This window comes from Microbacterium hydrothermale, assembly GCF_004854025.1.
Classification (GTDB): Bacteria; Actinomycetota; Actinomycetes; order Actinomycetales; family Microbacteriaceae; genus Microbacterium; species Microbacterium hydrothermale.
The window spans coordinates 1-26,706 of record NZ_STGM01000008.1; the positions used below are offsets into that span (position 1 = coordinate 1).

Annotated in this window: 28 protein-coding genes; 25 read left to right on the plus strand and 3 right to left on the minus strand. The window is 70.4% G+C overall.

Features of this window, described 5'->3' with window-relative positions:
• The 9 genes from FB047_RS17110 to FB047_RS14065 form a co-directional block, all read left to right on the plus strand.
• Positions 1-370, plus strand: a 370-nt coding sequence (locus FB047_RS17110) for an Ig-like domain-containing protein (RefSeq protein WP_205823034.1), incomplete at its 5' end; no start/stop codon positions are given.
• Between the two features lie 5 nt (positions 371-375).
• Positions 376-648: an RCC1 domain-containing protein gene (locus FB047_RS14030; RefSeq protein WP_167494254.1), complete on the plus strand. Its 273-nt coding sequence runs from the start codon at positions 376-378 to the stop codon at positions 646-648.
• A gap of 131 nt (positions 649-779) precedes the next feature.
• The gene (lysA, locus tag FB047_RS14035; RefSeq protein ID WP_205823036.1) at positions 780-2,210 is read left to right on the plus strand and encodes a diaminopimelate decarboxylase; all 1,431 of its coding nucleotides are present in this window, start codon (positions 780-782) and stop codon (positions 2,208-2,210) included.
• Positions 2,207-3,529 carry a homoserine dehydrogenase gene (locus FB047_RS14040; RefSeq protein ID WP_136587837.1) on the plus strand — a complete coding sequence of 441 codons (1,323 nt, stop codon included), beginning with the start codon at positions 2,207-2,209 and terminating at the stop codon, positions 3,527-3,529. The genes lysA and FB047_RS14040 overlap by 4 nt, the downstream gene beginning before the upstream one ends.
• A 1-nt stretch (position 3,530) precedes the next feature.
• Entirely contained in the window at positions 3,531-4,613 is a 1,083-nt protein-coding gene (gene thrC / locus FB047_RS14045; protein WP_136587838.1) for a threonine synthase, read from the plus strand.
• Entirely contained in the window at positions 4,610-5,542 is a 933-nt protein-coding gene (thrB, locus tag FB047_RS14050; RefSeq protein ID WP_136587839.1) for a homoserine kinase, read from the plus strand. The genes thrC and thrB overlap by 4 nt, the downstream gene beginning before the upstream one ends.
• A gap of 152 nt (positions 5,543-5,694) precedes the next feature.
• The gene (gene rho, locus FB047_RS14055; protein WP_136587840.1) at positions 5,695-7,878 is read left to right on the plus strand and encodes a transcription termination factor Rho; all 2,184 of its coding nucleotides are present in this window, start codon (positions 5,695-5,697) and stop codon (positions 7,876-7,878) included.
• Between the two features lie 30 nt (positions 7,879-7,908).
• The gene (gene prfA, locus FB047_RS14060; protein WP_136587841.1) at positions 7,909-8,985 is read left to right on the plus strand and encodes a peptide chain release factor 1; all 1,077 of its coding nucleotides are present in this window, start codon (positions 7,909-7,911) and stop codon (positions 8,983-8,985) included.
• 9 nt (positions 8,986-8,994) lie between these two features.
• Positions 8,995-9,588: a GrpB family protein gene (locus tag FB047_RS14065; RefSeq protein ID WP_136587842.1), complete on the plus strand. Its 594-nt coding sequence runs from the start codon at positions 8,995-8,997 to the stop codon at positions 9,586-9,588.
• 96 nt (positions 9,589-9,684) lie between these two features.
• Here the strand turns inward: FB047_RS14065 and FB047_RS14070 are convergent, their stop codons facing one another.
• The 3 genes from FB047_RS14070 to cysK are packed head-to-tail and all read right to left on the minus strand — an operon-like array spanning position 9,685 to position 12,636.
• The gene (locus FB047_RS14070; RefSeq protein WP_136587843.1) at positions 9,685-11,085 is read right to left on the minus strand and encodes an amidase; all 1,401 of its coding nucleotides are present in this window, start codon (positions 11,083-11,085) and stop codon (positions 9,685-9,687) included.
• A 41-nt stretch (positions 11,086-11,126) separates the two neighbouring features.
• On the minus strand, positions 11,127-11,696 hold the full coding sequence (epsC, locus tag FB047_RS14075) for a serine O-acetyltransferase EpsC (RefSeq protein WP_136587844.1): 570 nt from the start codon (positions 11,694-11,696) through the stop codon (positions 11,127-11,129).
• Between the two features lies 1 nt (position 11,697).
• The gene (gene cysK, locus FB047_RS14080; RefSeq protein ID WP_136587845.1) at positions 11,698-12,636 is read right to left on the minus strand and encodes a cysteine synthase A; all 939 of its coding nucleotides are present in this window, start codon (positions 12,634-12,636) and stop codon (positions 11,698-11,700) included.
• Between the two features lie 150 nt (positions 12,637-12,786).
• Between cysK and prmC the strand changes: the two genes are divergently transcribed.
• The 16 genes from prmC to FB047_RS14160 all read left to right on the plus strand — a co-directional run bounded on the left by prmC (position 12,787) and on the right by FB047_RS14160 (position 26,701).
• Entirely contained in the window at positions 12,787-13,689 is a 903-nt protein-coding gene (gene prmC / locus FB047_RS14085; protein ID WP_136587846.1) for a peptide chain release factor N(5)-glutamine methyltransferase, read from the plus strand.
• Positions 13,690-13,747: 58 nt separating this feature from the next.
• Complete coding sequence (locus FB047_RS14090) at positions 13,748-14,464, plus strand: L-threonylcarbamoyladenylate synthase (RefSeq protein ID WP_136587847.1); 717 nt, start codon at positions 13,748-13,750, stop codon at positions 14,462-14,464.
• Positions 14,461-15,636, plus strand: a complete 1,176-nt coding sequence (locus FB047_RS14095) for an MraY family glycosyltransferase (RefSeq protein ID WP_136587848.1) — start codon at positions 14,461-14,463, stop codon at positions 15,634-15,636. Before FB047_RS14090 ends, FB047_RS14095 begins: the two co-directional genes overlap by 4 nt.
• Positions 15,633-16,121, plus strand: a complete 489-nt coding sequence (locus tag FB047_RS14100; protein WP_136587849.1) for a Cg1360 family ATP-synthase-associated protein — start codon at positions 15,633-15,635, stop codon at positions 16,119-16,121. The genes FB047_RS14095 and FB047_RS14100 overlap by 4 nt, the downstream gene beginning before the upstream one ends.
• Positions 16,122-16,334: 213 nt before the next feature.
• Positions 16,335-17,147, plus strand: a complete 813-nt coding sequence (gene atpB / locus FB047_RS14105; protein ID WP_136587850.1) for a F0F1 ATP synthase subunit A — start codon at positions 16,335-16,337, stop codon at positions 17,145-17,147.
• Between the two features lie 44 nt (positions 17,148-17,191).
• Positions 17,192-17,425, plus strand: a complete 234-nt coding sequence (gene atpE, locus FB047_RS14110; RefSeq protein ID WP_043360904.1) for a F0F1 ATP synthase subunit C — start codon at positions 17,192-17,194, stop codon at positions 17,423-17,425.
• Between the two features lie 34 nt (positions 17,426-17,459).
• Positions 17,460-18,017 carry a F0F1 ATP synthase subunit B gene (locus tag FB047_RS14115; RefSeq protein ID WP_136587851.1) on the plus strand — a complete coding sequence of 186 codons (558 nt, stop codon included), beginning with the start codon at positions 17,460-17,462 and terminating at the stop codon, positions 18,015-18,017.
• The gene (locus FB047_RS14120; RefSeq protein WP_136587852.1) at positions 18,017-18,805 is read left to right on the plus strand and encodes a F0F1 ATP synthase subunit delta; all 789 of its coding nucleotides are present in this window, start codon (positions 18,017-18,019) and stop codon (positions 18,803-18,805) included. Before FB047_RS14115 ends, FB047_RS14120 begins: the two co-directional genes overlap by 1 nt.
• A 62-nt stretch (positions 18,806-18,867) precedes the next feature.
• Complete coding sequence (atpA, locus tag FB047_RS14125) at positions 18,868-20,499, plus strand: F0F1 ATP synthase subunit alpha (protein ID WP_136587853.1); 1,632 nt, start codon at positions 18,868-18,870, stop codon at positions 20,497-20,499.
• 26 nt (positions 20,500-20,525) lie between these two features.
• Positions 20,526-21,428 (plus strand): F0F1 ATP synthase subunit gamma, encoded by a 903-nt coding sequence (locus FB047_RS14130; RefSeq protein WP_136587854.1) that lies wholly within the window; start codon positions 20,526-20,528, stop codon positions 21,426-21,428.
• A gap of 22 nt (positions 21,429-21,450) precedes the next feature.
• Positions 21,451-22,899 (plus strand): F0F1 ATP synthase subunit beta, encoded by a 1,449-nt coding sequence (gene atpD / locus FB047_RS14135; protein WP_058232212.1) that lies wholly within the window; start codon positions 21,451-21,453, stop codon positions 22,897-22,899.
• 1 nt (position 22,900) lies between these two features.
• On the plus strand, positions 22,901-23,161 hold the full coding sequence (locus tag FB047_RS14140) for a F0F1 ATP synthase subunit epsilon (RefSeq protein WP_136587855.1): 261 nt from the start codon (positions 22,901-22,903) through the stop codon (positions 23,159-23,161).
• 68 nt (positions 23,162-23,229) lie between these two features.
• The gene (locus FB047_RS14145; protein ID WP_136587856.1) at positions 23,230-23,979 is read left to right on the plus strand and encodes a YaaA family protein; all 750 of its coding nucleotides are present in this window, start codon (positions 23,230-23,232) and stop codon (positions 23,977-23,979) included.
• 109 nt (positions 23,980-24,088) lie between these two features.
• On the plus strand, positions 24,089-24,745 hold the full coding sequence (locus FB047_RS14150) for a DUF5684 domain-containing protein (protein WP_240752831.1): 657 nt from the start codon (positions 24,089-24,091) through the stop codon (positions 24,743-24,745).
• An 80-nt stretch (positions 24,746-24,825) separates the two neighbouring features.
• Positions 24,826-25,806 carry an aldo/keto reductase gene (locus FB047_RS14155; RefSeq protein WP_136587857.1) on the plus strand — a complete coding sequence of 327 codons (981 nt, stop codon included), beginning with the start codon at positions 24,826-24,828 and terminating at the stop codon, positions 25,804-25,806.
• 121 nt (positions 25,807-25,927) lie between these two features.
• The gene (locus FB047_RS14160; protein WP_136587858.1) at positions 25,928-26,701 is read left to right on the plus strand and encodes a PP2C family protein-serine/threonine phosphatase; all 774 of its coding nucleotides are present in this window, start codon (positions 25,928-25,930) and stop codon (positions 26,699-26,701) included.
• Positions 26,702-26,706: the final 5 nt, after the last annotated feature.

Sequence of the window (26,706 nt, forward strand, 5' to 3'; positions counted from 1 at the left end):
GGGGGGGGGGGTAGCTCCCGCCCCTGACGCTCCCGGGCTGCAACGGCGGACCGTCCTCGCCGGCGCCGCCTGGAGCATTCCGATCTTGTCGGTCGCGTCGGCGACGCCGGCGTTTGCAAACGCCTCCCAGGCGTCGATCATGACGATCGCGGGTCCCGCGTCGGGCGTGCCGGCGTCAGGCGCCGTGCCCGTGACGGTCACGGTGAAAGACGCGCAGGGTCAGCCGCAGGCGGGCCAGCCGGTGTCGTTCACCGGGCCGGAGGGGTCGACGTTCGACGCCGCCGACGGTGTCACGAACTGCGCGGGGCAGTACACGGCGAACTTCAATCTGAACAAACCGTGGCCGAGGCGGGGTCGTCCAGTACGGTGACGGCTGTGACCGCGAGTGCGAACGCGACCCAGACCTTCGTCGTGCTCGGCTCGAACCTGCTGTCGTGGGGCTCGGGGACCTCCGGGGTCACGGGCCACGGAGACGTCAACAACAGCCCGACGCCTTCGCAGGTGATGCGGGTCTTCCCCTCCCCGGTCGTCCAAGTCGCTCAGGGCGGGGGCTATTTCACGCTGTTCCGTCTGCAGGACGGGAGCGTATGGGGAGTGGGACGCAACAGTCAGGGGCAACTCGCAGATGGCACGACGAAGGTTCGCTAGCCGCCCTGCGGGAAGGGAGCGGCATACGCCGTGCTCTAGACTGATCGGACTGCCCGCCGCGTGACTCTCCGCGGGGGTGGGAGCCGTGATCCGCGGCCGTCGCGTCGCCGCCAAACCCGATAGGTTCCTCCGTGTCCGCCTCGCACTCCGCGCTCGTGCCCGAGTGGCTCACCGCCCCGGCCGAAGCGAACGAGCTCGTCGCCCCCGTCTGGCCCGCCAGCGCACACCGCGTCGACGACGGTTCCGTCGAGATCGGCGGAGTCTCGGTCTTCGACCTGCGCGACCGGTTCGGCACTCCGCTCTACGTCCTCGACGAGGACGAGGTGCGCGCGCACGCCCGCCGCGCTCGCGAGGCCTTCGACGGTGCGGCCGAGCGGCACGGCATCCGGGCTCGCGTCTACTACGCGGGCAAGGCGTTCCTGTCGACCGAGGTCGTCCGCTGGGTCGTCGACGAGGGGCTCTCCGTCGACGTCTGCACGCTCGGCGAACTCGAGGTCGCCCTGGCCGGGGGAGCGGAGCCCGCGCGACTCGGCTTCCACGGGAACAACAAGAGCGTGCGCGAGCTCGAGCGGGCGGTCGAGGTCGGGATCGGCTCGGTCGTCGTCGACAGCCCCATCGAGATTGAACGTCTCGCCGCGGTCGCCGAGCGGCGCGGCGCGGTGCAGTCGGTGCTCGTGCGCGTGCGCACCGGGGTGCACGCCGAGACCCACGCCTTCCTCGCCACGGCCCACGAGGACCAGAAGTTCGGCTTCTCGCTCGAGGGGGCGGCCGAGGCCGTCGCGCGCATCCGCGAGCTGCCGAGCCTGCGCTTCGTCGGCCTGCACGCCCACATCGGCTCGCAGATCTTCGACTCGTCGGGCTTCCGCGAGTCGGCGGCGCGCCTCGTCGACCTCCACGCCGACCTGCTCGCCGGGGGAGAGATCCCCCTGCTCAACGTCGGCGGCGGCTTCGGCATCTCGTACACCTCGGTCGACGACCCGAAGCCGATCGAAGAGATCGCCGACGGCATCCTGGACGCCATCGCCGACGAGTGCGCGGTGCGCGGCATCCCGATGCCCGACGTCGCCACCGAACCCGGCCGCGTGATCGTCGGCCAGGCCGGCGTGACCCTCTACGAGGTGGGCACGGTCAAGACCGTCACCGCGGCGGAGGGACTCGAGCGCACCTACGTCAGCGTCGACGGCGGCATGAGCGACAACGCCCGCCCCGCCCTGTACGGCGCCGACTTCTCGGCGCGCGTCGTCTCGCGCACGAGCTCCGCGACGCCGGCGCTCTCGCGCGTGGTCGGTCACCACTGCGAATCGGGGGACATCGTCGTGGATGCCGAATACCTCCCCGGCGACGTCACGCCCGGCGACCTGCTCGCCGTCCCCGCGACCGGCGCGTACTGCTTCTCGCTCGCGAGCAACTACAACTACACGCCCCGCCCGCCCGTCGTCGCCGTGCGCGGGGGCGAGGCCCGGGTGATCGTCCGCGGCGAGACCGTGGCCGATCTGCTCGCACGCGACGCCGGGATCTCGGCATCCGCTTCCACCGCAACACCCCACGGAGACACCGAATGACCGACTACCGCACGCTCCGCGTGGCGCTCCTCGGCGCCGGCGCCGTCGGCTCGCAGGTCGCCGACCTGCTGCTCAAGCACGGCGACGAGCTCGCCGACCGCGCGGGCGCGAAGCTCGAACTCGCCGGCATCGCCGTGCGCAACCTCGACGGCAAGCGCGACGCCGACCTTCCGCGCGAGCTCTTCACGACCGATGCCGAGACGCTCATCGTCGGCAGCGACATCGTCATCGAGCTGATGGGCGGCATCGAGCCCGCCCGCACCCAGGTGCTGCACGCGATCGCCTCGGGCGCCGACGTCGTCACCGCCAACAAGGCCCTGCTCGCGACCCACGGCTCCGAGGTGTTCGAGGCCGCCGACCAGGTCGGAGCCGAGGTCTACTACGAAGCCGCCGCCGCCGGGGCCATCCCGATCATCCGGCCGCTGCGCGACTCCCTCGCCGGCGACCGCGTCGTGCGCATCATGGGCATCGTCAACGGCACGACGAACTACATCCTCGACCGCATGGACACCGAGGGCGCCGACTTCGCCGACGTGCTCGCGCAGGCGCAGGCGCTCGGCTACGCCGAGGCCGACCCCACCGCCGACGTCGAGGGCTACGACGCCGCGCAGAAGGCCGCGATCCTCGCCAGTCTCGCGTTCCACACCACGGTGCCCCTGGACGCCGTGCACCGCGAGGGCATCACCTCGGTCGACGCCGCGATGATCGAATCCGCGCGTCACGCCGGCTATGTCATCAAGCTGCTCGCCGTGTGCGAGCGCCTCACGGCCGACGACGGCTCGGAGTCCATCTCGGTGCGCGTCTACCCCGCCCTCGTCGAGCGCACGCACCCGCTCGCGAGCGTGCACGGGGCCAACAACGCCGTCTTCGTGCAGGCCGAGGCCGCGGGCGACCTGATGTTCTACGGCGCAGGTGCCGGCGGCGTGCAGACCGCGTCGGCCGTGCTGGGCGACGTCGTCTCGGCCGCGCGCCGCCACATCGCCGGGGGAGTGGGCGTCGGTGAGTCGACCCGCGCGAACCTCCCCGCCGTGCCCATCGGGCACGTCATCACGCGCTACCAGATCACCCTCGAGGTCGACGACCAGCCCGGCGTGCTGGCGACCGTCGCCGGCATCCTGAGCGAGGGCCGCGTGTCGATCGCGACCGTCGAGCAGACCGTCATCGAGGCGGACGAGAACACCCAGACCGGCGGTTCCGCCCGTCTGGTCATCGGAACACACAAGGCCCGCGAGCAGGACCTGAGCGAGACCGTCGAGCGTCTCGCCGCGAGCGGCGTCGTCGAGCGCGTGGTCTCCGTGCTGCGTGTGGAAGGGAACTGACATGGCACACCTCTGGCGCGGAGTCCTCCGCGAATACGCCGACCGTCTCGGTGTCACCGACGCCTCCACCGTCGTCACCCTCGGCGAGGGCGGCACGCCGCTCATCCCGGCTCCGGCGCTGTCGCGGCGCACCGGCGCCGAGGTCTGGGTCAAGTTCGAGGGCATGAACCCCACCGGATCCTTCAAGGACCGCGGAATGACCGTCGCGCTCTCGCGCGCCGTCGAGCACGGTGCCAAGGCGGTCATCTGCGCCTCCACCGGCAACACCTCGGCGTCGGCGGCGGCCTACGCCGCACACGCCGGCATCACCGCCGCGGTGCTCGTGCCCGAGGGCAAGATCGCGATGGGCAAGCTCAGCCAGGCCGTGGCGCACAACGGTCGCCTCATCCAGATCCGCGGCAACTTCGACGACTGCCTCGAGATCGCCCGCGAGCTCGCCGACCACTACCCGGTCCACCTGGTCAACTCGGTCAACCCCGACCGCATCGAGGGGCAGAAGACGGCCGCCTACGAGGTCGTCGCGCAGCTCGGCGACGCCCCCGACTTCCACTTCATCCCGGTCGGCAACGCGGGCAACTACACCGCCTACTCGCGCGGATACCGCGAAGAGGCCGCCCGCGGCGTCGCGACGAAGGTGCCCCGCATGTTCGGCCTGCAGGCGGCCGGGTCCGCGCCGCTGGTGCGCGGCGAGGTCGTGAAGAACCCCGAGACGATCGCCAGCGCGATCCGCATCGGCAACCCCGCCTCGTGGGATCTCGCGCTCGAGGCGCGCGACGCCACCGACGGCTGGTTCGGCGCGATCGACGACGACGGCATCCTCGAGGCCCAGAAGATCCTCGCGGGAGAGGTCGGCGTCTTCGTCGAGCCCGCGTCGGCCATCAGCGTCGCGGGTCTGCTCAGCCGCGCCGAGGCCGGCGTCGTCCCCGCGGGCGCGAAGGTCGTGCTGACCGTCACCGGCCACGGACTCAAGGACCCGCAGTGGGCCCTGCGTCGCGCCGACGGCTCGACCGTCGAGCCCACCGTCGTCGACGCGACCACCTCGGAGGTCGCCTCCGTGCTCGACCTGCAGCCGGTGACCGCGTGAGCTCAGGCCCCGGACGCCGGGTCGCGGTCCGCGTTCCCGCGACGAGCGCGAACCTCGGCCCCGGCTTCGACACCCTGGGCCTCGCCCTCAGCGTCTACGACGAACTGATCGTCGAGCAGCTCGACGGCGACCGCCTCGAGATCGAGGTCGAGGGCGAGGGGACGGCCGACGTCCCCCGCGACGCCTCGCACCTCGTGGTGCGCGCGATGGCGCACACCTACGCCTCGGTCGGTCGCCCCCTGCCCGGATTGCGGCTGACGGCGCACAACGTCATCCCGCACGGGCGCGGCATGGGCTCCTCGGGGGCTGCGGTGGTCGCCGGCATCCTGGCCGCGAAGGGACTGCTCGAGGGAGAGGTCGCCTTCAGCGACGTCGACCTGCTGCGCCTGGCCACCGAGATGGAGGGGCACCCCGACAACGTCGCGCCCGGCCTGTTCGGCGGTCTGACCATCGCGTGGATGGATGCCGAGGGCCCCCAGCACAAGCAGCTCATCGTGCACCGCGGTGTCTCGCCCCTCGTCTTCGTGCCGAGCTTCACGATGTCGACGGCCGTGGCGCGGAGCCTGCAGCCCCTGCAGGTGCCGCGCGAGGACGCGGTGTTCAACGTCTCGCGCTCGGCGCTGCTCATCGCGGCGATGACGCAGAGCCCCGAGCTGCTGATGGCGGCGACGGAAGACAAGCTGCACCAGAACTACCGCGCGCAGGCCATGCCCGAGACCGACCGGCTCGTCCGGGCGCTCCGCGCGGAGGGGTACGCCGCCGTCGTCTCGGGTGCGGGACCGAGCGTGCTCGTGCTCGCCGACGGGCCGGGGCAGCGACTCGCGGCGGCGGATCTTATGGCATCCGTCGTCGACACCCCGTGGCAGGCGCTCATGCTCGCCGTCGACGTCAAGGGTGGTACAGTGAAAAACGCAGAGGGTTCCGCGTAATCTCGCGAATCTGAGCCTCTGCACACCTGCGAAATCCGCAACACATCGCGAACCCGGTATCGGCTGCAGTCTTCCGAACCGCTGGTGTCTCTTCGTCTGCGTTCTGCATGGCGATGCGCGATCTGATCACGTTTCATTTCTGAGGAGCACTCGTGGAGTCCATCTCCGAGACCCAGCCCGTCGACGCGCCCGAGGGCGCCGAGAACATCGAGCAGCCCGTCGCTGCCGACGAGGCGACCGACAACGACACCGCCACCGCCGAGGCGGAGCAGACCGAGGGCACGGAAGCCCCGGATGCCGCGGCCCCGGCCGACGCGGAGGCCGAGGCTGACGCCGACGCGGGCGCCACGGCCGAGCCCGAGGCGCTGTTCACCGACGACGCTCTCGCCGCGAGCGCGCCGGTGGAGGAGGCCCCCGCCGAGGAGGCTGTCGCCGCGGCACCCGCCGCGGAAGAGGCGCCCGCCGAGGAACCCGCCGCCGCTGAGGCGCCTGCCGCCGCCGAAGAGCCCGCGCCCGCCGAGAAGCCGGCCCGCGCGCCGCGCAAGCGCGCCCCGCGCCGTGCGACCACCGCCTCCGCGAAGGAGAAGGCCGCGGCCGAGGCCGCCGCTTCCGAGGCCGCCGCCACCGAGGCCACCGCGGACAAGGCCGACGCCGCCGCCGAGGAGCCGACCACCCCCGCGACCACCGCGGCCGACGTCGCCGCGGATTCCGCCGTCGAGGCCCCGGCCACCGCCGCCGACGCGTCGCCCGACGAGGCGACCGCGACCGAGACCGCGACCGAGACCACCGCTGCCGAGACCACCGCCGCCGGGGATTCCGCTCCGGCCGAGTCGGCGGCATCCGAGGCGCCCGCGGCCGACGCCGCCGAGCAGGCCGACGAGACGCCCGCCCGCGGCCGCGGACGCAGCCGCTCGCGCAACCGCAACCGCAACAAGGGCGAGACCGCCGACAAGAACGACGCGCAGCCCGCCGCCGACGAGACCGAGCAGCAGAGCGCCCCGCAGGCCGCGACCGCCTCGGCGCCGTCGGGGAATCAGCGCGACGCCTCGCAGAACGGCTCGCAGGCGCAGCAGCAGCAGCAGGGCGCGTCGAACAGTCGCAACCGTCAGCGCAACAAGCGCCGCGGCCCGAACACCACGGGTGACGAGTTCGAGACCGAGATCGGCGAGGACGACGTGCTCGTCCCGATCGCCGGTGTGCTCGACGTGCTCGACAACTACGCCTTCGTCCGCACCACCGGCTACCTCCCCGGCCCGAGCGACGTCTACGTCTCGCTCGGTCAGGTCAAGAAGTACAACCTGCGCAAGGGCGACGCCGTCGTCGGTGCGATCAAGCAGCCCCGCGAGGGCGAGCAGCAGGGTCGCCAGAAGTACAACGCGCTCGTGCAGGTCGACTCGATCAACGGTCTGTCGGTCGACGACGCGGCCGCCCGCGTCGAGTTCAACAACCTCACCCCGCTGTACCCCCAGGAGCGTCTGCGTCTGGAGACCGGCCCCGAGAAGCTCACGCAGCGCATCATCGACCTGGTCGCCCCGGTCGGCAAGGGCCAGCGCGGCCTGATCGTCGCGCCCCCGAAGGCCGGCAAGACGATCGTGCTGCAGCAGATCGCCAACGCGATCGCGACGAACAACCCCGAGGTCCACCTCATGGTCGTGCTCGTCGACGAGCGCCCCGAAGAGGTCACCGACATGCAGCGCACCGTGCGCGGTGAGGTCATCGCGTCGACCTTCGACCGTCCCGCCGAAGACCACACCACGGTCGCCGAGCTGGCCATCGAGCGCGCGAAGCGCCTCGTGGAGCTCGGTCGCGACGTCGTCGTGCTGCTGGACTCCATCACCCGCCTCGGCCGCGCCTACAACCTCGCCGCCCCCACCTCGGGTCGCGTCCTGAGCGGCGGCGTCGACGCGTCGGCGCTGTACCCGCCCAAGCGCTTCTTCGGAGCCGCGCGCAACATCGAGAACGGCGGTTCGCTCACGATCCTGGCCACGGCGCTCGTGGAGACCGGGTCGAAGATGGACGACGTGATCTTCGAGGAGTTCAAAGGCACCGGCAACAGCGAACTGCGCCTGAACCGTCAGCTCGCCGACAAGCGCATCTTCCCGGCCGTCGACGTCAACGCCTCCAGCACGCGCCGCGAAGAGATGCTGCTCTCTCCCGACGAGGTCAAGATCACCTGGAAGCTGCGTCGCGCCCTCGCCGGTCTCGAGCCCCAGCAGGCCCTCGAGGTCGTGCTCGGCAAGCTCAAGGAGACGCAGTCCAACGTCGAGTTCCTCGTGCAGATGCAGAAGTCGATCCCGGCGCCCGCGCGCGGCGGTGACGACAACAGCATCCGCTGATCGGCGGCGCTCGCGATGTCGGTCCCGGCGATGTTCGATTCGGTCCGCGGGCTCCTCGATGAGCACGCGGCCGTCGAACTCGAGCTGAACGACCCCGCGGTGCACGCCGACGCGGCGCGCGCCAAGCGGGTGAACCGGCGCTACGCCGAGCTGAGCCGCATCGTGCACGCCTACGAGGCCTGGCGCGCGGCATCCGACGATCTGGATGCCGCGCGCGAACTCGCGCGCGAAGACGAGGCTTTCGCCGACGAGGTCCCGGCGCTCGAAGAACGGGTGGACGAGACGCAGGAGCGTCTGCGGCGCCTGCTCATCCCGCGCGACCCCGACGACGCCCGCGACGTGATCATGGAGATCAAGGGCGGCGAGGGCGGTGCCGAGAGCGCGCTGTTCGCGGCCGACCTGCTGCGCATGTACCTCCAGTACGCGGCATCCATGGGGTGGAAGACCGAGCTGCTCGAGCGCACCGAGAGCGACCTCGGCGGCTACAAGGACGTTCAGGTCGCGATCAAGGGATCGTCGAGCGACCCGGCGCAGGGCGTCTGGGCGCACCTGAAGTACGAGGGCGGCGTGCACCGCGTGCAGCGCGTGCCGGCGACCGAATCGCAGGGGCGCATCCACACCTCCACGACGGGCGTGCTCGTCTTCCCCGAGGTCGACGAGCCCGAAGAGGTCGCGATCGACCCTAACGACCTCAAGATCGACGTGTTCCGTTCATCGGGACCCGGCGGGCAGTCGGTCAACACGACCGACTCGGCCGTGCGCATCACCCACGTGCCCACGGGCATTGTCGTGTCGATGCAGAACGAGAAGTCGCAGCTGCAGAACCGCGAGGCCGGGATGCGCGTGCTGCGCGCCCGCCTGCTCGCGAAGCAGCAGGAGGAGCGCGACGCCGTCGCCGCCGACGCGCGACGCTCGCAGATCCGCGGCATGGACCGTTCGGAGCGCATCCGCACCTACAATTTCCCCGAGAACCGCATCGCCGATCACCGCACCGGATACAAGGCGTACAACCTCGACCAGGTGATGGACGGCGCCCTCGGTCCGATCATCGAGTCGGCGATCGCCGCCGACGAGGAGGCGCGGCTCGCCGCTCTCGCCGACTCCTAGGATCGGGTGATGCCCACCCCCGCCGAGATCGTCGCGTTCGACGACACGCCCCCGCCGCCCGGGATGTCTCCCTGGGTCGGTGCGGCGGAGCAGCCTCGGCGTATCGAGGTGGTGGACCCGGATGCCGCGTGGCCCGAGGTCTTCGACACGCTCTGCGCGCAGATCCGCGGGGCCCTCGGCGAACGCGCCCTCTCGATCGAGCACGTCGGCTCGACGTCGGTGCCCGGTCTCGCCGCCAAACCGGTGATCGACATCGACCTCACCGTCGGCGACACGGACGACGAGGCGGCGTACGTTCCCGCGCTGGAGAACCTCGGCTTCGTGCTGCGGGTGCGCGAGCCCTGGTGGCTTGGACACCGCTGCCTCGTGCGTACCGCGCCCGAAGCGAACCTGCACGTCTGGCCCCCGGACAGCCCCGAAGCGGCGCGACACCGGATCTTCCGGGACTGGCTGCGCGCGGATGCGGCCGACCGCGAGCTCTACGCCGAGACGAAGCGCGCCGTCGCCGCCGACGGCCTGATGAGCGCCTACAACGCCCGCAAGGAGCGCGTCGTCCGCGAGATCTACGCGCGTGCGTTCGCCGCGGCCGGCCTGCTTCCCTGACCGGGCCGTCGCTCGACGTCGAGTCGAGCGGAACGGGGCCACAACGCAGGATCGGCCGACCGTCCGGAACGTCCTGCGTCGTGTCGCTGCGTGCGGTCAGGCGTCCCACACGGGCGGGTGGGGGAGTGGGCCGCGGCGGCGCTCGAGCTGCGCGGCGAGCGAGAGCAGCACGGCTTCGCCGCCGGGCCGACCGACCAGCTGCACCGACACGGGGTGGCCGGAGGGGTCGGCGGTCACCGGCAGCGTGAGGGCGGGCAGACCCGCGACGTTGACGAAGCTCGAGTACGGCGCGTACTCGACCTGCATCGCGAAGGTGCGCTCGGGGCTGTGACCCGCGTAGGCTCCGACGGGCTGCGGCGGCTGCGCGAGAGCGGGCGTCAGGACGGCGTCGAAGCGCGAGAAGTCCGCCACGGTCCGCCTCTCGAAGGCGCGAGCGGCGGCGAGGCCGCCGAGCAGCTCGACCGCCGACAGGCGGCGTCCTTCCTCGACCAACCACGCCGTCAGCGGTTCCACGAGGGCGGCGTCCGCTTCGTCGAGGGGGATGCGCGCCGCGCTCGCGCGCCAGAGCACGTGGAAGAGGTCGGGGTACCCGACCGGATGCCAATCGGCATCCGTCACGTCGTGCCCGGCATCCGCGAACCACGCCGCCGCCGTCGAGAACGCGTCGCGGGCGGCGGCATCCAGGACGATGTCTTCGCTGTCGTCCCAGGGCGACACCGTGGTGGTGCCCAGGCGCAGAGGACCGGGATCGCGTCGGGCGGCGTCGACGAACGGGCCCGCCCCGGGTGCGCCCGTGGCATAGGGGAAGGGCGAAAGGGAGACGAGGGCGTCGAGCAGCAGGCCGGCGTCTTCCACGGTCCGGGCGATCGGCCCGGTCACCGACAGCTGATCGGGGGAGTCCAGCCCCGAACCGATCGGCAGTCGACCCCGCGAGGGCTTGAGTCCGACGACCCCCACGGTGGCCGAGGGGATGCGGATGGATCCGCCGCCGTCCGACCCGACGGCCGCGGGGAGCAGACCCACCGCCACGGCGACCGCCGCGCCGCCGCTGGAGCCGCCCGCACCCGCCGAGGGTCGCCAGGGATCGCGCGCCGGGGCGTGGATGAGGGGCTCGGTGAACCCGGTGAGCCCGAACTCCGACGTGCTCGTCTTGCCCACGTTCACCGCGCCGGCGGCGTCGAGCGCGATCGCCAGCGGATCGGATGCCGCCGGGACGTGGTCCTCCCGCGATCTCGACCCGTACCGCGTCGGCACACCGGCCCGCGCGACGAGATCCTTGTCGGCGAGCGGAACGCCCCACAGCGACCCCCGCGCCGGCCGCTCGAGCCCCGCGGCGCGACGGACCGCGGCATTCGCCGTCACCTCCGCGAACGCACCGAGGTCGTCGAGGCGCTCGATGCGGTCGAGGTAGTGCCCGACCACTTCGACGGGGGAGAGGTCACCGTCGCGCAGTCCCCGTACCTGGGCGGTCAGGGACATGTCGTGCAGGCGGGTCATGGACCGAGCCTACGTCCGTGCTCCGCCGGGCCGCTCGCCGCTCAGATCCAGTACTCCGGCGTCGTGAGCAGCGCGCGCGTGTCTTCGCCGTTGCGGCGCGTGCGCGCCTTGGCCGGGACGCCCACGAGCACGCTGTCGGCCGGGGCGTCGCGCGTGACGACGGCGTTCGCCCCCACGACCGAGCGGGCACCGAGGGTGATCGGCCCGAGGATCTTCGCCCCCGCGCCCACGGCGACGCCGTCGTGCAGCGTGGGGTGCCGCTTCCCGCCCTCGCGCTGTCGACCGCCCAGGGTCACGCCGTGGTAGAGCATGACGTCGTCGCCGACCTCCGCGGTCTCGCCGACGACGACGCCCATGCCGTGGTCGATGAAGAACCGCCGACCGATCGTCGCTCCGGGGTGGATCTCGATGCCGGTGAGCCAGCGGGTCACCTGCGACAGGGCCCGCGCGGGGAAGCGCAGCCCCCGTCGCCACAGGCGGTGGGCGACGCGGTACGCCCACACAGCGTGCAGCCCCGGGTACAGCAGCGCGATCTCGATCCCGCCGCGCGCCGCGGGATCGCGGAGCTTGGCGGAGGCGATGTCTTCTCGGATGCGGGAGAGCACTCCCACGTCAGTCTTCGCGCAGGTGCTCGTAGAGCGCGGTTGAGAGGTACCGCTCGCCGTAGGACGGGATGATCACGACGATGTTCTTGCCCGCGGCCTCGGGGCGACGAGCGACCTCAAGTGCCGCCCAGATGGCGGCACCCGACGACATGCCGACCAGGATGCCGTCCTTCGCGGCCGTCTCGCGGGCCAGGCGGATGGCGTCGTCGAACTCGACGTCGATGACCTCGTCGATGATGTCGCGGTCGAGGATCGCCGGCACGAAGTTGGGTCCGATGCCCTGGATCTTGTGCGGGCCCGGGTGCCCCTTGGTCAGCACGGGGGAGTCCGCGGGCTCGACGGCCACGATCTTGACGTCGGGGTTGCGCTCCTTGAGCACCTGGCCGACGCCGGTGATGGTGCCGCCGGTGCCGATGCCGGCGACGAAGTAGTCGACCTTGCCCTCGGTGTCGCGCAGGATCTCTTCGGCCGTCGTCTTGCGGTGGATCGCCGGGTTGGCCTCGTTCTCGAACTGGCGGGCCCAGACCGCGCCCGGCGTCTCGGCGACGATGCGCTTGGCCTCGTCGACGGCGTGCGACATGCCCTTGGTGGGATCGGTCAGCACGAGTTCGGCGCCGAAGGCCTTGAGCAGGATGCGGCGCTCCTTCGACATCGAGGCCGGCATCGTCAGGATGACCTTGTAGCCGCGCGCCGCGCCGACCATCGCCAGCGCGATGCCCGTGTTGCCGCTCGTCGACTCGACGAGGGTGCCACCGGGCTTGAGCTCGCCCGAGGCTTCGGCGGCGTCGACGATCGCGATGCCGAGGCGGTCCTTCACGCTCGAGGCCGGGTTGTAGAACTCGAGCTTCGCGAGGATCTGCCCCCCGGCGCCCTCGGCCACGCGGTTCAGCCGCACGAGCGGCGTGTCGCCGAATGCAGAGGTGATGTCGGAGTGGATGCCGGGCATGGCTCGCCTTTCGCCGTCGGTCGGGACGCGATCATTTTAGGCGAGCCCTCCGACACGGCGGCTCGTGTGACGCTGCTTGACGCGGCGGGGCGCACCCGTCCCGAGCCCGCGCGGGCCGGAGGCGTCCCGCGGCTAGGCTGGGTGCCCGTCATGTCTGAGCCCGCCTCGCCTCCCCACCCCCCGGTCCCCGCCCCCGAGCGGGTCGCCGACGTGCTCCGCGACATCGCGGAGCGTCTCCGCGCCGCCGGCGTCACCGACCCCCAGGTGGATGCCGAACTCCTCCTCGCCCATGTGCTCGACTCCTCGCGCGGAGGCGTGCAGGCCGCCGCGATCCGCGGGGATCGCCTGCCCGAGGCGGCATCCGTCGCCCTGGCTCCGCTCGTGGACCGCCGCTGCGCGCGCGAGCCCCTGCAGCACCTGACCGGACGCGCCCCCTTCCGCTCCCTCGAGCTGGCCGTCGGACCGGGCGTGTTCGTGCCGCGACCCGAGACCGAGATGGTCGCGCAGCTCGCGATCGACGCGCTGCGGGCCGTCGCCTCCGACGCCCCTGTCGCCGTCGACCTCGGCACCGGCAGCGGCGCGATCGCCCTCGCGATGGCGACCGAGGTGCCGCACGCACGCGTGTACGCCGCGGAGAACAGCGTGGACGCGTTCATCTGGACGAAGCAGAACCACGCCCTCGTGGGCGCCGAGAACCTCACCCTCGCCTTCATCGACCTCGCCGACGCCTTCCCCGAGCTCGACGGCACGGTCTCGGTCGTGGCATCCAACCCTCCTTACGTGCCCGACGACGCGATCCCGCGCGATCCCGAGGTGCGTCTCTACGACCCCCCGGCCGCGCTCTACGGCGGGGCGGACGGATTGGATGCCGTGCGCCGACTGAGTCGTGTGGGGCTGCGCCTCGCGCACCCCGGCGGGACGATCGTCATCGAGCACGGAGAGTGGCAGGGAGAGGCGATCCGGCAGATCCTCACGGCGGACGGCTGGCTCTCGGCATCCACTCATCCCGACCTCACCACGCGCGATCGCGCCACGACCGCCGTCCGTCCCTGACCGGAGCGCTCGAGCGTGAGCGTGCAGCGCGCGCGGCGCGACTAGACTGGCGCGCGTCATGTCACCCGTCTACGACTGCCGAGACGAGTCGCAGCTGCTGTCCGGAATGCGCCATGCGCGTCAGGCGATCGGCCGAGGCGAACTCGTCGTGCTCCCCACCGATACCGTCTACGGAATCGCCGCCGACGCGTTCAACGCGCGCGCCGTCGCCGGGCTCCTCGAAGCGAAGGGGCGCGGTCGTCAGCAGCCGCCGCCGGTCCTGGTCGCGGGCGTCGGCACGCTCCGCGCGCTGGTGGCCGAGATCCCCGCCGCCGTCGAGGACCTCGTCCGCGAGTTCTGGCCCGGAGGCCTCACCATCGTCCTCCCGGCGCAGCCGTCGCTGTCGTGGGACCTGGGCGACACCCACGGAACGGTCGCCGTACGCATGCCGGCGCAGAAGATGACGCTCGAGCTGCTCGAAGAGACCGGGCCGCTCGCGGTGTCGAGTGCGAACCTCACCGGCATGCCCGCCGCCGTCGACATCGACGCCGCGCGCGACATGCTCGGCGACAGCGTCGCGGCCTACCTCGACGCGGGCGTGAGCGAGACCGGGGTCGCCTCGACGATCGTCGACGCCACGCTGCTGGTCGGGGGAGCCGATCCCGTCGTGCGCGTGCTGCGCGAGGGCGCGATCTCGCGGGAGCGGCTGCGCGAGGTGCTCGGCGACCTGCTCGAGCCCGATCCGGCCGACGCGCCCTCCGACGCAGCCCCGGATGCCGAGGCTCCCGGTCCGTGACCCAGTACCTCCTCACCATCCTCTTCACGGCGGCGGTCACACTCGCGCTGTCGTGGGTGGTGTGGAAGCTCGCGCTGCGGTTCAAGCTCTACCCCGGCATCCGTGACCGGGACGTCCACAAGACCCCCACGCCGCGCCTGGGCGGGGTCGCGATGTTCCTCGGCGTGGTCGCCGCCTTCGCGCTGTCGAGCCGCAACCCCTACTTCTCGATCTTCTGGACCGATCCGGTCCCGGTCCTGTCCCTGCTGGGGGCCGTGCTGCTCATCGTCCTCGTCGGCGTCGCCGACGACCTCTGGGACCTCGACTGGATGATCAAGCTCGGGGCGCAGTTCGTCGCCGCGGGCGTCATCGCCTGGTTCGGACAGCTGCAGATCCTCTCCCTGCCCATCGGCGCCCTGACCGTGGGCTCGAGCTGGGTGAGCTTCCTGCTGACCGTCTTCGCCCTCGTCGTCGTCATGAACGCGGTGAACTTCATCGACGGGCTCAACGGTCTGGTCGCGGGGGTGTGCCTGATCGCCAACGGCGTCTTCTTCGCCTACTCGTACCTGCTGGTGCGCGATACCGGAGCGAGCACCTACTTCAACCTCGCGTCGTTCATCGCGGCGGTCCTGGTCGGCGCCTGCTTGGGCTTCCTGCCGATGAACTGGACCCCCGCCAAGCTCTTCATGGGCGACGCGGGCGCCCTCATGCTGGGCCTTCTGATGGCCAGCTCCGCCGTGGCGATCACCGGGCAGCTCGACCCCGCCGTCCTCGACCCCGAGAAGATCGGTCGCTCGCAGCTGCTCGGTGCCTTCATCCCGATCCTGCTGCCGGTGGTCATCGTGCTGCTGCCCCTGCTCGACTTCGGCCTCGCCGTCGCCCGGCGGCAGTGGGCGGGGAAGTCCCCGTTCTCGCCCGACCGCAAGCACCTGCATCATCGGATGCTCGACATGGGGCACTCCGACCGCGACGCCGTGCTGATCTTCTACAGCTGGACGGCGGTGGTCAGCCTCGCGTTCCTGCTGATGTACATCGGCACCCAGCAGAGCTGGCCGGGCGACTACGCCATCGGGATCGCCTTCGGCGTCACCGGGGTGCTCGCGTGCGCCGTCCTGACCCTCCTTCCCTCATCGCACCGTCTGCGACGGCTCTCCCGTCGCGTCCGACCCACCCGACCGGAGTCCCCCTCATGAGCAGCGTCTCTCCCGCCCCCCGTCGTCCTCTCTCCAGCACGCCCGTCCTGCGCACCGCTCTCGTCTGGGGCGGGATCGTCACGGCCGTGCTGCTCGTCGTGGGCGCGGTGGTCGGTTTCGCCGTCGGGGGAGCGGGGGGTCTCGGCAGCGCTCTGGCGGGGGTCGCCGTCAGCGCGATCTTCCTCGCCGTCACGGCGACGAGCATCCTCGTCGCCAACCGATGGTTCGGCGACCCGCTGTACGTGCCCATCTTCTTCGGCATCGTCCTGGGCGGGTGGCTGCTGAAGCTGATCCTCTTCATCGTCGCGATCGTCGTTCTGCGCGGGCAGGGCTGGGTCGACCCGGTCGTCTTCTACGTCGCGCTGGTGGTCAGCGTCATCGCCTCTCTCGCCGTCGACGTCGTGGTGCTGCTGCGCATGCGCATCCCGAGCGTCAGCGACATCACGCTGCCCACCGACCCCGACGCCGGCGACCTTCGCGCCTGACGGATGCCATAACCCACCCGTGCGTCTCGTCGCGCCCTTTAGTCCGCGGACGAGACGATCGGCCCTCGCGGACTCATGGATCCGCCGGGAGTTTGATAGGGTGGCATAAGTACCCGCCCGCGATGGGAAATCTTCTCCAGGTTCGCACTTCGGGTACCATCACCGACCATCGTCGCAACGGTTCACACCGATGCCCCGAAGCTGGAGCCAGCGCTGTCCACTCAAGCTGCGACCCTGATCACGAACTTCGCGTCTGCGGGTGCGGAGTTCCACCCGCCCTCCATCTCTGAGTTCTTCCCCGACGCGGTCCTGTTCGAGGGCACGATCTTCGCGATCACCCGCATCAACCTCACGCAGATGCTGGCGACGCTCGCGCTCGTCCTCTTCCTCGTCCTCGGCACCCGCCGGATGAAGATCGTCCCCGGCCGCTTCCAGAGCATCGCCGAGATGGGCCTCGACTTCGTCCGCGTGAACATCGCCGAAGACATCCTCGGACGCAAGGACGGCAAGCGGTTCCTTCCGATCCTCACCACGATCTTCTTCATGGTGCTGTTCATGAACATCACGGGTGTCATCCCGTTCCTGAACATCGCCGGTACGAGCGTCATCGCCGTGCCGCTGCTGCTCGCGATCGTCGCCTACGTCACGTTCATCTACGCCGGCATCAAGAAGAGCCCCGGAGGCTTCTTCAAGAACGCGCTGCTGCCCTCGGGCGTGCCGTGGCCGCTGTACATCATCATCGTCCCGCTCGAGTTCCTCTCGACCTTCATCATCCGCCCCGTCACGCTGACGCTGCGTCTGCTGATGAACATGGTCGTCGGCCACCTCATGCTGGTGCTGTTCTTCTCGGCCACCCAGTTCTTCGTGGTCGGGCTCAGCGGATGGTGGACGGCGCTCGGCGCCGGCTCCCTCGCCTTCGGCTTCGCCTTCACCCTGTTCGAAATCTTCGTCGCCTTCCTCCAGGCGTACGTCTTCGCGATCCTCACCGCGGTCTACATCCAGCTCGCGGTCGCAGAAGAGCACTGAGCGGCCCGGCGCACGCCGAGCCACCCAACGAAAGGAAAAAACCCGTGGACGCAACTACGGTTCTCGCCCAGGTCACCGGTAACGTCGCCACGATCGGCTACGGCCTCGCCGCCATCGGCCCCGCCATCGGCGTGGGCATCGTCGTCGGCAAGACGATCGAGGGCGTCGCCCGTCAGCCCGAGCTCGCGGGCCGCCTGCAGGTCCTGATGTTCATCGGTATCGCCTTCACCGAGGCGCTCGCCTTCATCGGTATCGCGACCGGCTTCATCTTCACCTGATCCGGCCGCTCTCGACTCACTGTAAGGAGACAGGATGCTGAACGCTCTTGTCACACTCGCCGCGGAGCCCGCGGGAGAGGCGCACAACCCGCTGATCCCGGCGGTGTACGACATCATCTGGTCGGCGGTGTGCTTCGTCGTCATCATCTTCGTGGTGTGGCGTGTGGCCCTGCCGCGGATGGCGAAGCTGCTCGACGAGCGCAGTGCTGCCATCGAGGGCAACATCGCCAAGGCCGACGAGGCTCAGCGCCAGGCCGAGGCCGCCCTCGAGGAGTACACCGCGCAGCTCGCCGAGGCGCGTCGCGAAGCCGGTGAGATCCGCGAGTCCGCGACCCAGGACGGTCGCAAGATCGTCGCCGAGGCCAAGGAGACCGCCGCGTCCGAGGCGGCTCGCATCACCGCCAGCGCTCACGCGCAGATCGAGGCCGAGCGTCAGACGGCCCTCGTGCAGCTCCGCTCCGAGGTCGGGACCCTCGCGGTCGACCTCGCGGGCAACGTGATCGGTGAGACCCTGTCGGACGACGCGCGCGCCAACGCCGTGGTCGACCGCTTCCTCGCCGAGCTCGAGGCCTCCGAGAAGGCGGCCAAGTAATGGGCAGCGCGACCACTCAGGCCCGGACCGCGACGTCGGAGGCCCTGGCCTCAACGTCGGGTGTCGATCTCGACGTCGCACGCGAGCTGTTCGCTGCCGTGGCCGCCGTGAGCGGATCGGCGCAGCTGAGCGGCGCGCTGTCCGACTCGTCGGTCCCGGCCGAGGCCCGCGCGGGCCTCGTGTCGGCCGTGTTCGGTCCGTCGTATCGGCCCGCCACGGTGTCGCTGCTCACGAGCGCCGTCCAGCAGCGCTGGTCGAGCGCGGCGGAGTTCGTCGAGGGTCTCGAGGAGCTCGCCGTCCGCGCGACCTCGGTCGCCGAGGCCGGCGACATCGAGGCGGAACTCTTCTCGTTCTCGCGCACCGTCGCCTCCAACGGCGAGCTCGAGCTCGCCCTGGGCGGACGGTTGGGTGACGCATCGGCGAAGGGGACGCTCGTCTCGACCCTCCTCGACGGACGCGCGAGCGCCGGAACCGCCCTCATCGTGTCCTCGCTCGTCGAGCACGCGCGAGGACGACGGGTGCGTGCCCTGCTCCGTCGCGCGGAGCGCATCGTCGCCGACCAGCGTTCGCGCATCGTCGCCACGGTCTCCGCGGCCGCCCCCCTGAGCGCCGACCAGCAGACCCGTCTGCAGAACGCTCTCAGCGCACGTTACGGCTCAGCTGTCACGCTGAACACCGTGATCGACCCGACCGTGCTCGGAGGCCTGCGCGTGCAGGTGGCCGACGACGTCATCGACGCGAGCGTGTCCGCACGTCTCGCCGACCTCCGCCAGCGGATCGCCGGCTGAAGACTTTCCGCCCGAGCGGGCGTGATCTTGGGGGCCGAGGGCCCCACGAACGAAGGAAGACAATGGCAGATCTCTCTATCAGCCCCGACGTCATTCGTGACGCGCTGAAGGACTTCGTCAACGCCTACGAGCCCACCGGCGCCGCGGCGACCGAGGTCGGCGCCGTCGTCGACGCGGCCGACGGCATCGCTCACGTCGAGGGCCTTCCCGGCGTCATGGCCAACGAGCTCATCCGCTTCGCGGACGGCACGCTCGGCCTCGCCCAGAACCTCGACGAGAACGAGGTCGGTGTCGTCGTGCTCGGCGAGTTCTCCGGCATCGAAGAGGGCCAGAGCGTCACCCGCACGGGCGAGGTCCTCTCCGTCGGCGTCGGCGAGGGCTACCTCGGCCGCGTCGTCGACCCGCTGGGCAACCCCATCGACGGTCTCGGCGAGATCGCGACGACCGGCCGCCGCGCCCTCGAGCTCCAGGCTCCGGGCGTGATGCAGCGCAAGAGCGTCCACGAGCCCCTGCAGACCGGCATCAAGGCGATCGACGCCATGATCCCCGTCGGCCGCGGTCAGCGTCAGCTCATCATCGGCGACCGCCAGACCGGCAAGACGGCCATCGCGATCGACACGATCATCAACCAGAAGGCCAACTGGGAGTCGGGCGACGTCAACAAGCAGGTGCGCTGCATCTACGTCGCCATCGGTCAGAAGGGCTCGACCATCGCTTCGGTGAAGGGCGCGCTCGAGGACGCCGGAGCGATGGAGTACACCACCATCGTCGCCGCCCCCGCCTCCGACCCCGCGGGCTTCAAGTACCTCGCGCCCTACACCGGCTCGGCCATCGGCCAGCACTGGATGTACGAGGGCAAGCACGTCCTGATCATCTTCGACGACCTGTCGAAGCAGGCCGAGGCCTACCGCGCCGTGTCCCTCCTCCTGCGTCGCCCGCCGGGCCGCGAGGCGTACCCCGGCGACGTCTTCTACCTGCACTCGCGTCTGCTCGAGCGTTGCGCGAAGCTGTCCGACGAGCTCGGCGCCGGATCGATGACGGGTCTGCCCATCATCGAGACCAAGGCCAACGACGTCTCGGCGTACATCCCGACCAACGTGATCTCGATCACCGACGGCCAGATCTTCCTGCAGTCCGACCTGTTCAACGCCAACCAGCGTCCCGCGGTCGACGTGGGTATCTCGGTGTCGCGCGTCGGCGGTGACGCCCAGGTCAAGTCGATCAAGAAGGTCTCCGGAACGCTGAAGCTCGAGCTCGCGCAGTACCGCTCGCTCGAAGCCTTCGCGATGTTCGCGAGCGACCTCGACGCGGCTTCGCGTCGTCAGCTCGCCCGCGGTGCACGTCTGACCGAGCTGCTCAAGCAGCCGCAGTACTCGCCGTACCCCGTCGAGGAGCAGGTCGTCTCGATCTGGGCCGGCACCAACGGCAAGCTCGACGCGGTCGAGGTGTCCGACGTGCTGCGCTTCGAGCGCGAGCTGCTGGACTACCTGCGCCGCAACTCGACCGTGCTCGACACGCTGCGCGAGACCAACGTGCTCGGTGACGACACGCTCGCTGAGCTCGAGAAGCACGTCGACGCGTTCTCGAAGGAGTTCCAGCCCGGCAAGGACCAGAGCGTCGTCGGCGCCGAGAAGGTCGACGCCGCGGAGGCCGAAGACGTCAACCAGGAGCGAATCGTCAAGGGCCGTCGCTGAGTAGCGGCGACACGAGGACGTAAATCATGGGCGCACAACTGCGGGTCTACAAGCAGAAGATCTCTTCTGCTCAGACCACCAAGAAGATCACCAAGGCGATGGAGCTCATCGCGGCCTCGCGCATCCAGAAGGCGATGGCGCGTGTGCGCGCGGCATCCCCCTTCGCGCGGGCCGTCACGAGCGCCGTCTCGGCGGTCGCCACGCACTCCTCCGTCGATCACCCGCTGACGACCGAGCGCGAGAACATCCGCCGTTCGGCCGTGGTCATCTTCACCTCCGACCGCGGTCTCGCCGGCGCGTTCAACTCGCAGATCCTCCGCGAGGGTCTCGAGCTGGCCGAGCTGCTCCGTTCGCAGGGCAAGGAGGTCGTCTACTACCTGGTCGGGCGCAAGGCCGTCGGATACTTCCAGTTCCGTCGCATGCCGAGCGTCGCCCAGTGGGTCGGCGACACCGACACCCCGCAGTTCTCCACCGCGGAGGAGATCTCGGATGCCGTGATCGAGGCGTACCGCAAGAGCGGCGAGAACGAGGGCGGCGTCGACGAGATCCACCTCGTCTACAACCGCTTCGTCAGCATGATGACCCAGTCGCCCGAATCCGTGCGTCTGCTCCCGCTCGAGGTGCTCGAGGCCGATGAGGCTCCCGCGCAGTCCGAGGTCTACCCGCTCTACGAGTTCGAGCCGGACGCCGAGACGGTTCTCGACGCGCTCCTCCCGACGTACGTCCAGAGCCGCATCTTCAACGCCCTGCTGCAGTCGTCGGCCGCCAAGCACGCCGCGACGCAGAAGGCCATGAAGTCGGCCAGCGACAACGCCGACAAGCTCATCACCGACTACACCCGCCTGCGCAACAACGCGCGTCAGGCGGAGATCACGCAGCAGATCGCCGAGATCGTCGGCGGCGCCGATGCCCTGGCATCCGGCAAGTAAGTTCCCAAGGAGAGAAGAAGCCATGAGCCTCACCGCCGAGAAGACCGACGCGGCCGTCGTCGGACGCGTCGCGCGCGTCACCGGCCCGGTCGTCGACATCGAGTTCCCGCATGACGCGATCCCCGAGATCTACAACGCGCTGAAGACCACGATCACCATCGGTGACGAGTCGACCGAGATCACGCTCGAGGTCGCTCAGCACCTCGGTGACGACCTCGTCCGCGCCATCGCCCTCAAGCCCACCGACGGCATCGTCCGCGGTCAGGACGTGCGCGACACCGGCGGCCCCATCTCGGTGCCCGTCGGCGACGTCACCAAGGGCAAGGTGTTCGACGTGACCGGCGAGGTGCTCAATGGCGCTCCCGGCGAGACCATCGAGGTCACCGAGCGCTGGGGCATCCACCGCAAGGCGCCCAGCTTCGACCAGCTCGAGTCCAAGACCGAGATGTTCGAGACCGGCATCAAGTCGATCGACCTCCTCACGCCCTACGTGCAGGGTGGAAAGATCGGTCTGTTCGGTGGTGCCGGTGTCGGCAAGACCGTCCTCATCCAGGAGATGATCCAGCGCGTCGCGCAGGACCACGGTGGTGTGTCGGTGTTCGCCGGTGTCGGCGAGCGCACCCGTGAGGGCAACGACCTCATCGGCGAGATGGAAGAGGCGGGGGTCTTCGACAAGACCGCCCTCGTCTTCGGCCAGATGGACGAGCCGCCGGGGACGCGTCTTCGCGTGGCCCTGTCGGCGCTGACGATGGCGGAGTACTTCCGCGACGTGCAGAAGCAGGACGTGCTGCTGTTCATCGACAACATCTTCCGCTTCACGCAGGCCGGTTCCGAGGTCTCCACGCTGCTGGGCCGCATGCCCTCGGCCGTGGGATACCAGCCGAACCTCGCCGACGAGATGGGTGTGCTCCAGGAGCGCATCACCTCGACCCGCGGTCACTCGATCACGTCGCTCCAGGCCATCTACGTGCCCGCCGACGACTACACCGACCCGGCCCCGGCGACCACGTTCGCGCACCTCGACGCCACCACCGAGCTCTCGCGTGAGATCGCGTCGAAGGGTCTGTACCCGGCCATCGACCCGCTGACGTCGACCAGCCGCATCCTCGACCCGCGCTATATCGGTGCGGACCACTACCGCGTGGCCACCGCCGTGAAGCAGATCCTGCAGAAGAACAAGGAACTGCAGGAGATCATCGCGATCCTCGGTGTCGACGAGCTCTCCGAGGAAGACAAGATCGTCGTGTCGCGTGCACGTCGCATCCAGCAGTTCCTCTCGCAGAACACCTACATGGCCAAGAAGTTCACCGGCGTCGAGGGCTCCACGGTCCCGATCAAGGAGACCATCGAGTCGTTCGACGCGATCGTCAAGGGTGACTTCGACCACGTCGCCGAGCAGGCGTTCTTCAACGTCGGTGGCATCTCCGACGTCGAGGCCAAGTGGGCGCAGATCCAGAAGGAGAACGGCTGACATGTCGTTGCGCGTGAGCCTGGTGTCGGCGGACGCCGAGGTGTGGACGGGGGAGGCCTCGCTCGTCGTGGCCAAGACCGTCGAGGGTGAGATCGGCTTCATGCAGGGTCATGAGCCGGTGCTCGCGATCCTCGCCCAGGGCGAGGTGCGCATCACCCGCGCCGACGGCACGAAGATCCTGGCCAACGCCGAGGACGGCTTCCTGTCGATGGCCGACGACGAACTCACGATCGTCGCCGGAAACGCCGCTCTCGTCTCCTGACACCGCTTCATCGCCGACGCGCGTCGCCCGACTCCGGGCGGCGCGCGTCGCTTTTTCCCGGAGGGCCCATGCTCGTCCTGCTTCCGCCGTCCGAGACCAAGACGCCGGGCGGTGATGGCGCGCCGCTGTCGCTCGCGTCGCTGTGGGCTCCCTCGCTCCTGCCGCAGCGGGAGGCCGTGGTCGACGCCCTCGTCGCGCTGAGCGCCGACGAAGACGCGGCGGCGCGCGTTCTCAAGCTCAGCGCGAAGCGCCGGCACGAGATCGCCGACAACGCCGCTCTGCGATCGGCGCCGACGATGCCCGCGGTCGACCGCTACACCGGCGTCCTGTTCGACGCCCTGGATGCCGGCAGCCTCGACGGGCACGCCCGCGGCTGGCTCGCGGAGCACGTCGTCATCCATTCGGCACCGCTCGGTCCGGTGGCGGCGCTCGACGGCATCCCCGCGTACCGTCTGGCGGCGGGGACGTCGATTCCCGGCCTGCCGGCGCTCCGGCGCGTGTGGGCGGACGCCGTGGGCACGGCGCTGGCGGATGCCGGTGTGCCGTTCGTGCTCGACCTGCGCTCCGAGGCGTACGTCGCTCTCGGGCCGGTGCCCGATGAGGTGGCGTCGGCGTACGTGCGCGTGGTCACCGCGGGCGAGGACGGCGCCGTCCGCGCGCTGAACCACTTCAACAAGCACGCGAAGGGCGAGCTCGTGCGCGCGCTGGCGATCAGCGGAGCGCGCATCTCGTCAGCGGATGATTTCACCTGGTGGGCGGACGCGAACGGGTTCACCGTCCGGGCCTCGGGCGAGGGCGAGTTGCACCTCGCAGTCTGAGGCGCGCGAAATCGGGGGATGTCAGCGAACACTCAGGTTCGCTAGCATGTCACGCGCGGGAGACACCCGCCGGCTCGCGTGACCGCGCGAGCCGCTCGAGAGGATCGACGTGAACAACATCAATCTCGCTTACTCCGACTACGGGACGACCAGTGCCGGCGAGGCGGCATTCCTGGCCGTCGCGTACCTCTTCATCTTCCTGTTCTCGATCATCGGCTACGTGATCATCGCCTTCCTTCTGATGAAGGTGTTCGATCGGGCGGGCGTGCAGGGCAAGTGGCGCGCCTGGGTTCCGGTCTACAACGCGATGGTCTTCGCCAAGCTCGGCGACGTCTCGCCGTGGGCCGTGCTCATCACGCTCGTGGCGGCGAGCATCCCGGTGCTCAACTTCATCGCGCTGCCCGCCTACCTGGTCGTCATGATCATGGCCGCGGTGCGCGTCAACGCGAAGTTCGGTCGCACGTGGCCGATCCTGCTGCTGTTCCTTCTGAACGCCATCGGCATCTGGATCTGGCTCGGCATCCTGGGCTTCAGCAGCAACCGTTGGAACCCGGCCGCAGCGTCGCCGTCGCCGTGGGGCTCGTCCTTCATAGCCGACAAGACCTTCTGGAACGGCATCCCCGCGCAGCCCGCGCAGAACGTCCAGGGCCAGAACGGCGGCGGTTACGGCGCCCCGGTCGCTCCGCCGGCGCAGGGCTACGCCCCGCCGGCCGCTCCCGGCACCACGCCCCCGCCGCCGGCGCCTCCCGCCGGACCGCAGGTCTGATCGAGCACGACCCGATCCGCGGGCTCCTCGCGCGCTCCGCGCGGGGAGCCCTTCCTCGTTCCCGGGGATAGCGTGGAGGTATGAGCTCCCACCCCGTTCCCCTCCGTCCCGTCGGCCGATCCGGGCTCCGCGTCTCGGCGGTCGGCCTCGGATGCAACAACTTCGGGCGGGCGGGCACCGCCACCGAGACCCTCGAGGGCACGCGCGACGTGCTCGACGCGGCCATCGAGGCGGGGGTCACGTTCCTCGACACCGCCGACATCTACGGTCGCTCGTTCGGACTCTCCGAGACGCTGATGGGCGAAGCGCTCCAGGGTCGACGCGACAGCGTCGTGCTCGCCACCAAGTTCGGGCACGCCGACCTGGCTCCCGCTTTTCCCGGCGGAGCGAAAGGATCGCGCGCGCACATCCGCCGCGCGGTCGAGGACTCCCTCCGACGTCTGCGCACGGACTGGATCGACCTGTACCAGCTGCACACGCCCGACCCCGAGACGCCGATCGACGAGACGCTCGACGCCCTCGCGGACCTCGTGCGCGAGGGCAAGGTGCGCTACGTCGGGCACTCGAACTTCGCCGGGTGGCAGATCGCCGAGGCGGATGCCGCGGCCTCGGGCGTGCGTTTCGTGTCGGCGCAGAACCAGTACAGCCTGCTGGCCCGGGCGGCGGAGCGGGAGGTGCTGCCCGCCGCGCAGCACTTCGGACTCGGGTTCCTCCCCTTCTTCCCGCTGCACAACGGCCTGCTGACCGGCAAGTTCACGCGCGACGGCGGGCCGGAGGGGAGCCGCATCATGCGCCAGCGTCCGCACCTGTGGCGCGACGCGCCCTGGGACGCGCTGGAGAGCTACCAGGCGTTCTGCGACGCACGCGGGATCTCGATGCTCGAGGCCACTTTCGGGTGGTTCCTCGCCCACCCGGTCGTCTCCAGCGTGATCGCGGGAGCGACCAGCGCCGAGCAGATCCGGTCGAACGCCGCCGCCGCCACCGCATGGTCGCCGAGTCCCGAGGATCTCGCCGAACTCGATGGCATCCTGGCCCTTCCCGCCGACCCGGCCGCGGGGTGATTCCCGACGCGGGGGAGGCGGTGTCGCGCGGCGCGTCCCCGGGCTCGGCGCACGGGTCGACTAGGATGACAGGGCCGCGCGGTTCCGCCGGCGCAGCTGTCGGCCAACCGGAGGATCTTTCGTGCCCGAGGTGACCACCCACACGCGTACCGTCTCCCTCTCCGACGGTTCCCTCGATCTGCGGTGGGCGGCCCTCACCGACACCGGGCGTCGACGTGAGGTCAATCAGGACGCCGTCCTCGCCGACTACCCCCTGTTCGTCGTCGCCGACGGGATGGGCGGTCATCTGGGCGGCGAGATCGCCAGCGCGAGCACCGTCGATCGTCTGCGCGCCGTGGTCGAGACGGGCCCGGTGACGACCAAGAACATCGAGAAGGCCCTCTCGCGCGCGGTGAAAGACATCGTCTCCCACCCCGAGACCACCGACGAGGGGACCGGTACCACGCTCACGGGGCTGTACCTCGAGACGCAGACCGACGAGCCGCACTGGGTGACGCTCAACATCGGCGATTCCCGCGTCTACCTCCTGCGCGACGACGAGATCGTGCAGGTGACGACGGATCACTCGGTGGTGCAGGAACTCATCGCCGCCGGTCGACTGAGCCCCGAAGAGGCCGAGAACCACCCCTACGGCAACGTGATCACGCGCGCCGTCGGCCCGAGCGACAGCGTCAAGCCAGACTACCTGCGCCTCGACGTGCTCGACGGCGACCGGTTCGTCGTCTGCTCCGACGGCCTCACCAAAGAACTCACCGACTTCGGCATCCGTCACTTCCTCGAGGCCAACGCGGATCCCGCCGCGGCCGTCGAGGCGATGATGGCGGCGGCGCTCGAGAACGGCGGGCGCGACAACATCACGATCGTCGTGCTCGACGTGGCCCGCCGCTCCGCCTGAGAATC

Bases quoted from the DNA above. Each gene is read 5' to 3' on its own strand.
- FB047_RS14140 (WP_136587855.1), top strand. From the start codon at position 22,901: ATGTCGTTGCGCGTGAGCCTGGTGTCGGCGGACGCCGAGGTGTGGACG.
- FB047_RS14145 (WP_136587856.1), top strand. From the start codon at position 23,230: ATGCTCGTCCTGCTTCCGCCGTCCGAGACCAAGACGCCGGGCGGTGAT.
- FB047_RS14155 (WP_136587857.1), top strand. From the start codon at position 24,826: ATGAGCTCCCACCCCGTTCCCCTCCGTCCCGTCGGCCGATCCGGGCTC.
- FB047_RS14115 (WP_136587851.1), top strand. From the start codon at position 17,460: ATGCTGAACGCTCTTGTCACACTCGCCGCGGAGCCCGCGGGAGAGGCG.
- cysK (WP_136587845.1), bottom strand. From the start codon at position 12,636: ATGCCCGGCATCCACTCCGACATCACCTCTGCATTCGGCGACACGCCG.
- FB047_RS14065 (WP_136587842.1), top strand. From the start codon at position 8,995: ATGCCCACCCCCGCCGAGATCGTCGCGTTCGACGACACGCCCCCGCCG.
- FB047_RS14120 (WP_136587852.1), top strand. From the start codon at position 18,017: ATGGGCAGCGCGACCACTCAGGCCCGGACCGCGACGTCGGAGGCCCTG.
- prfA (WP_136587841.1), top strand. From the start codon at position 7,909: ATGTTCGATTCGGTCCGCGGGCTCCTCGATGAGCACGCGGCCGTCGAA.
- prmC (WP_136587846.1), top strand. From the start codon at position 12,787: ATGTCTGAGCCCGCCTCGCCTCCCCACCCCCCGGTCCCCGCCCCCGAG.
- thrC (WP_136587838.1), top strand. From the start codon at position 3,531: ATGGCACACCTCTGGCGCGGAGTCCTCCGCGAATACGCCGACCGTCTC.
- FB047_RS14040 (WP_136587837.1), top strand. From the start codon at position 2,207: ATGACCGACTACCGCACGCTCCGCGTGGCGCTCCTCGGCGCCGGCGCC.
- FB047_RS14070 (WP_136587843.1), bottom strand. From the start codon at position 11,085: ATGACCCGCCTGCACGACATGTCCCTGACCGCCCAGGTACGGGGACTG.
- FB047_RS14130 (WP_136587854.1), top strand. From the start codon at position 20,526: ATGGGCGCACAACTGCGGGTCTACAAGCAGAAGATCTCTTCTGCTCAG.
- FB047_RS14090 (WP_136587847.1), top strand. From the start codon at position 13,748: ATGTCACCCGTCTACGACTGCCGAGACGAGTCGCAGCTGCTGTCCGGA.
- atpD (WP_058232212.1), top strand. From the start codon at position 21,451: ATGAGCCTCACCGCCGAGAAGACCGACGCGGCCGTCGTCGGACGCGTC.
- atpA (WP_136587853.1), top strand. From the start codon at position 18,868: ATGGCAGATCTCTCTATCAGCCCCGACGTCATTCGTGACGCGCTGAAG.
- FB047_RS14100 (WP_136587849.1), top strand. From the start codon at position 15,633: ATGAGCAGCGTCTCTCCCGCCCCCCGTCGTCCTCTCTCCAGCACGCCC.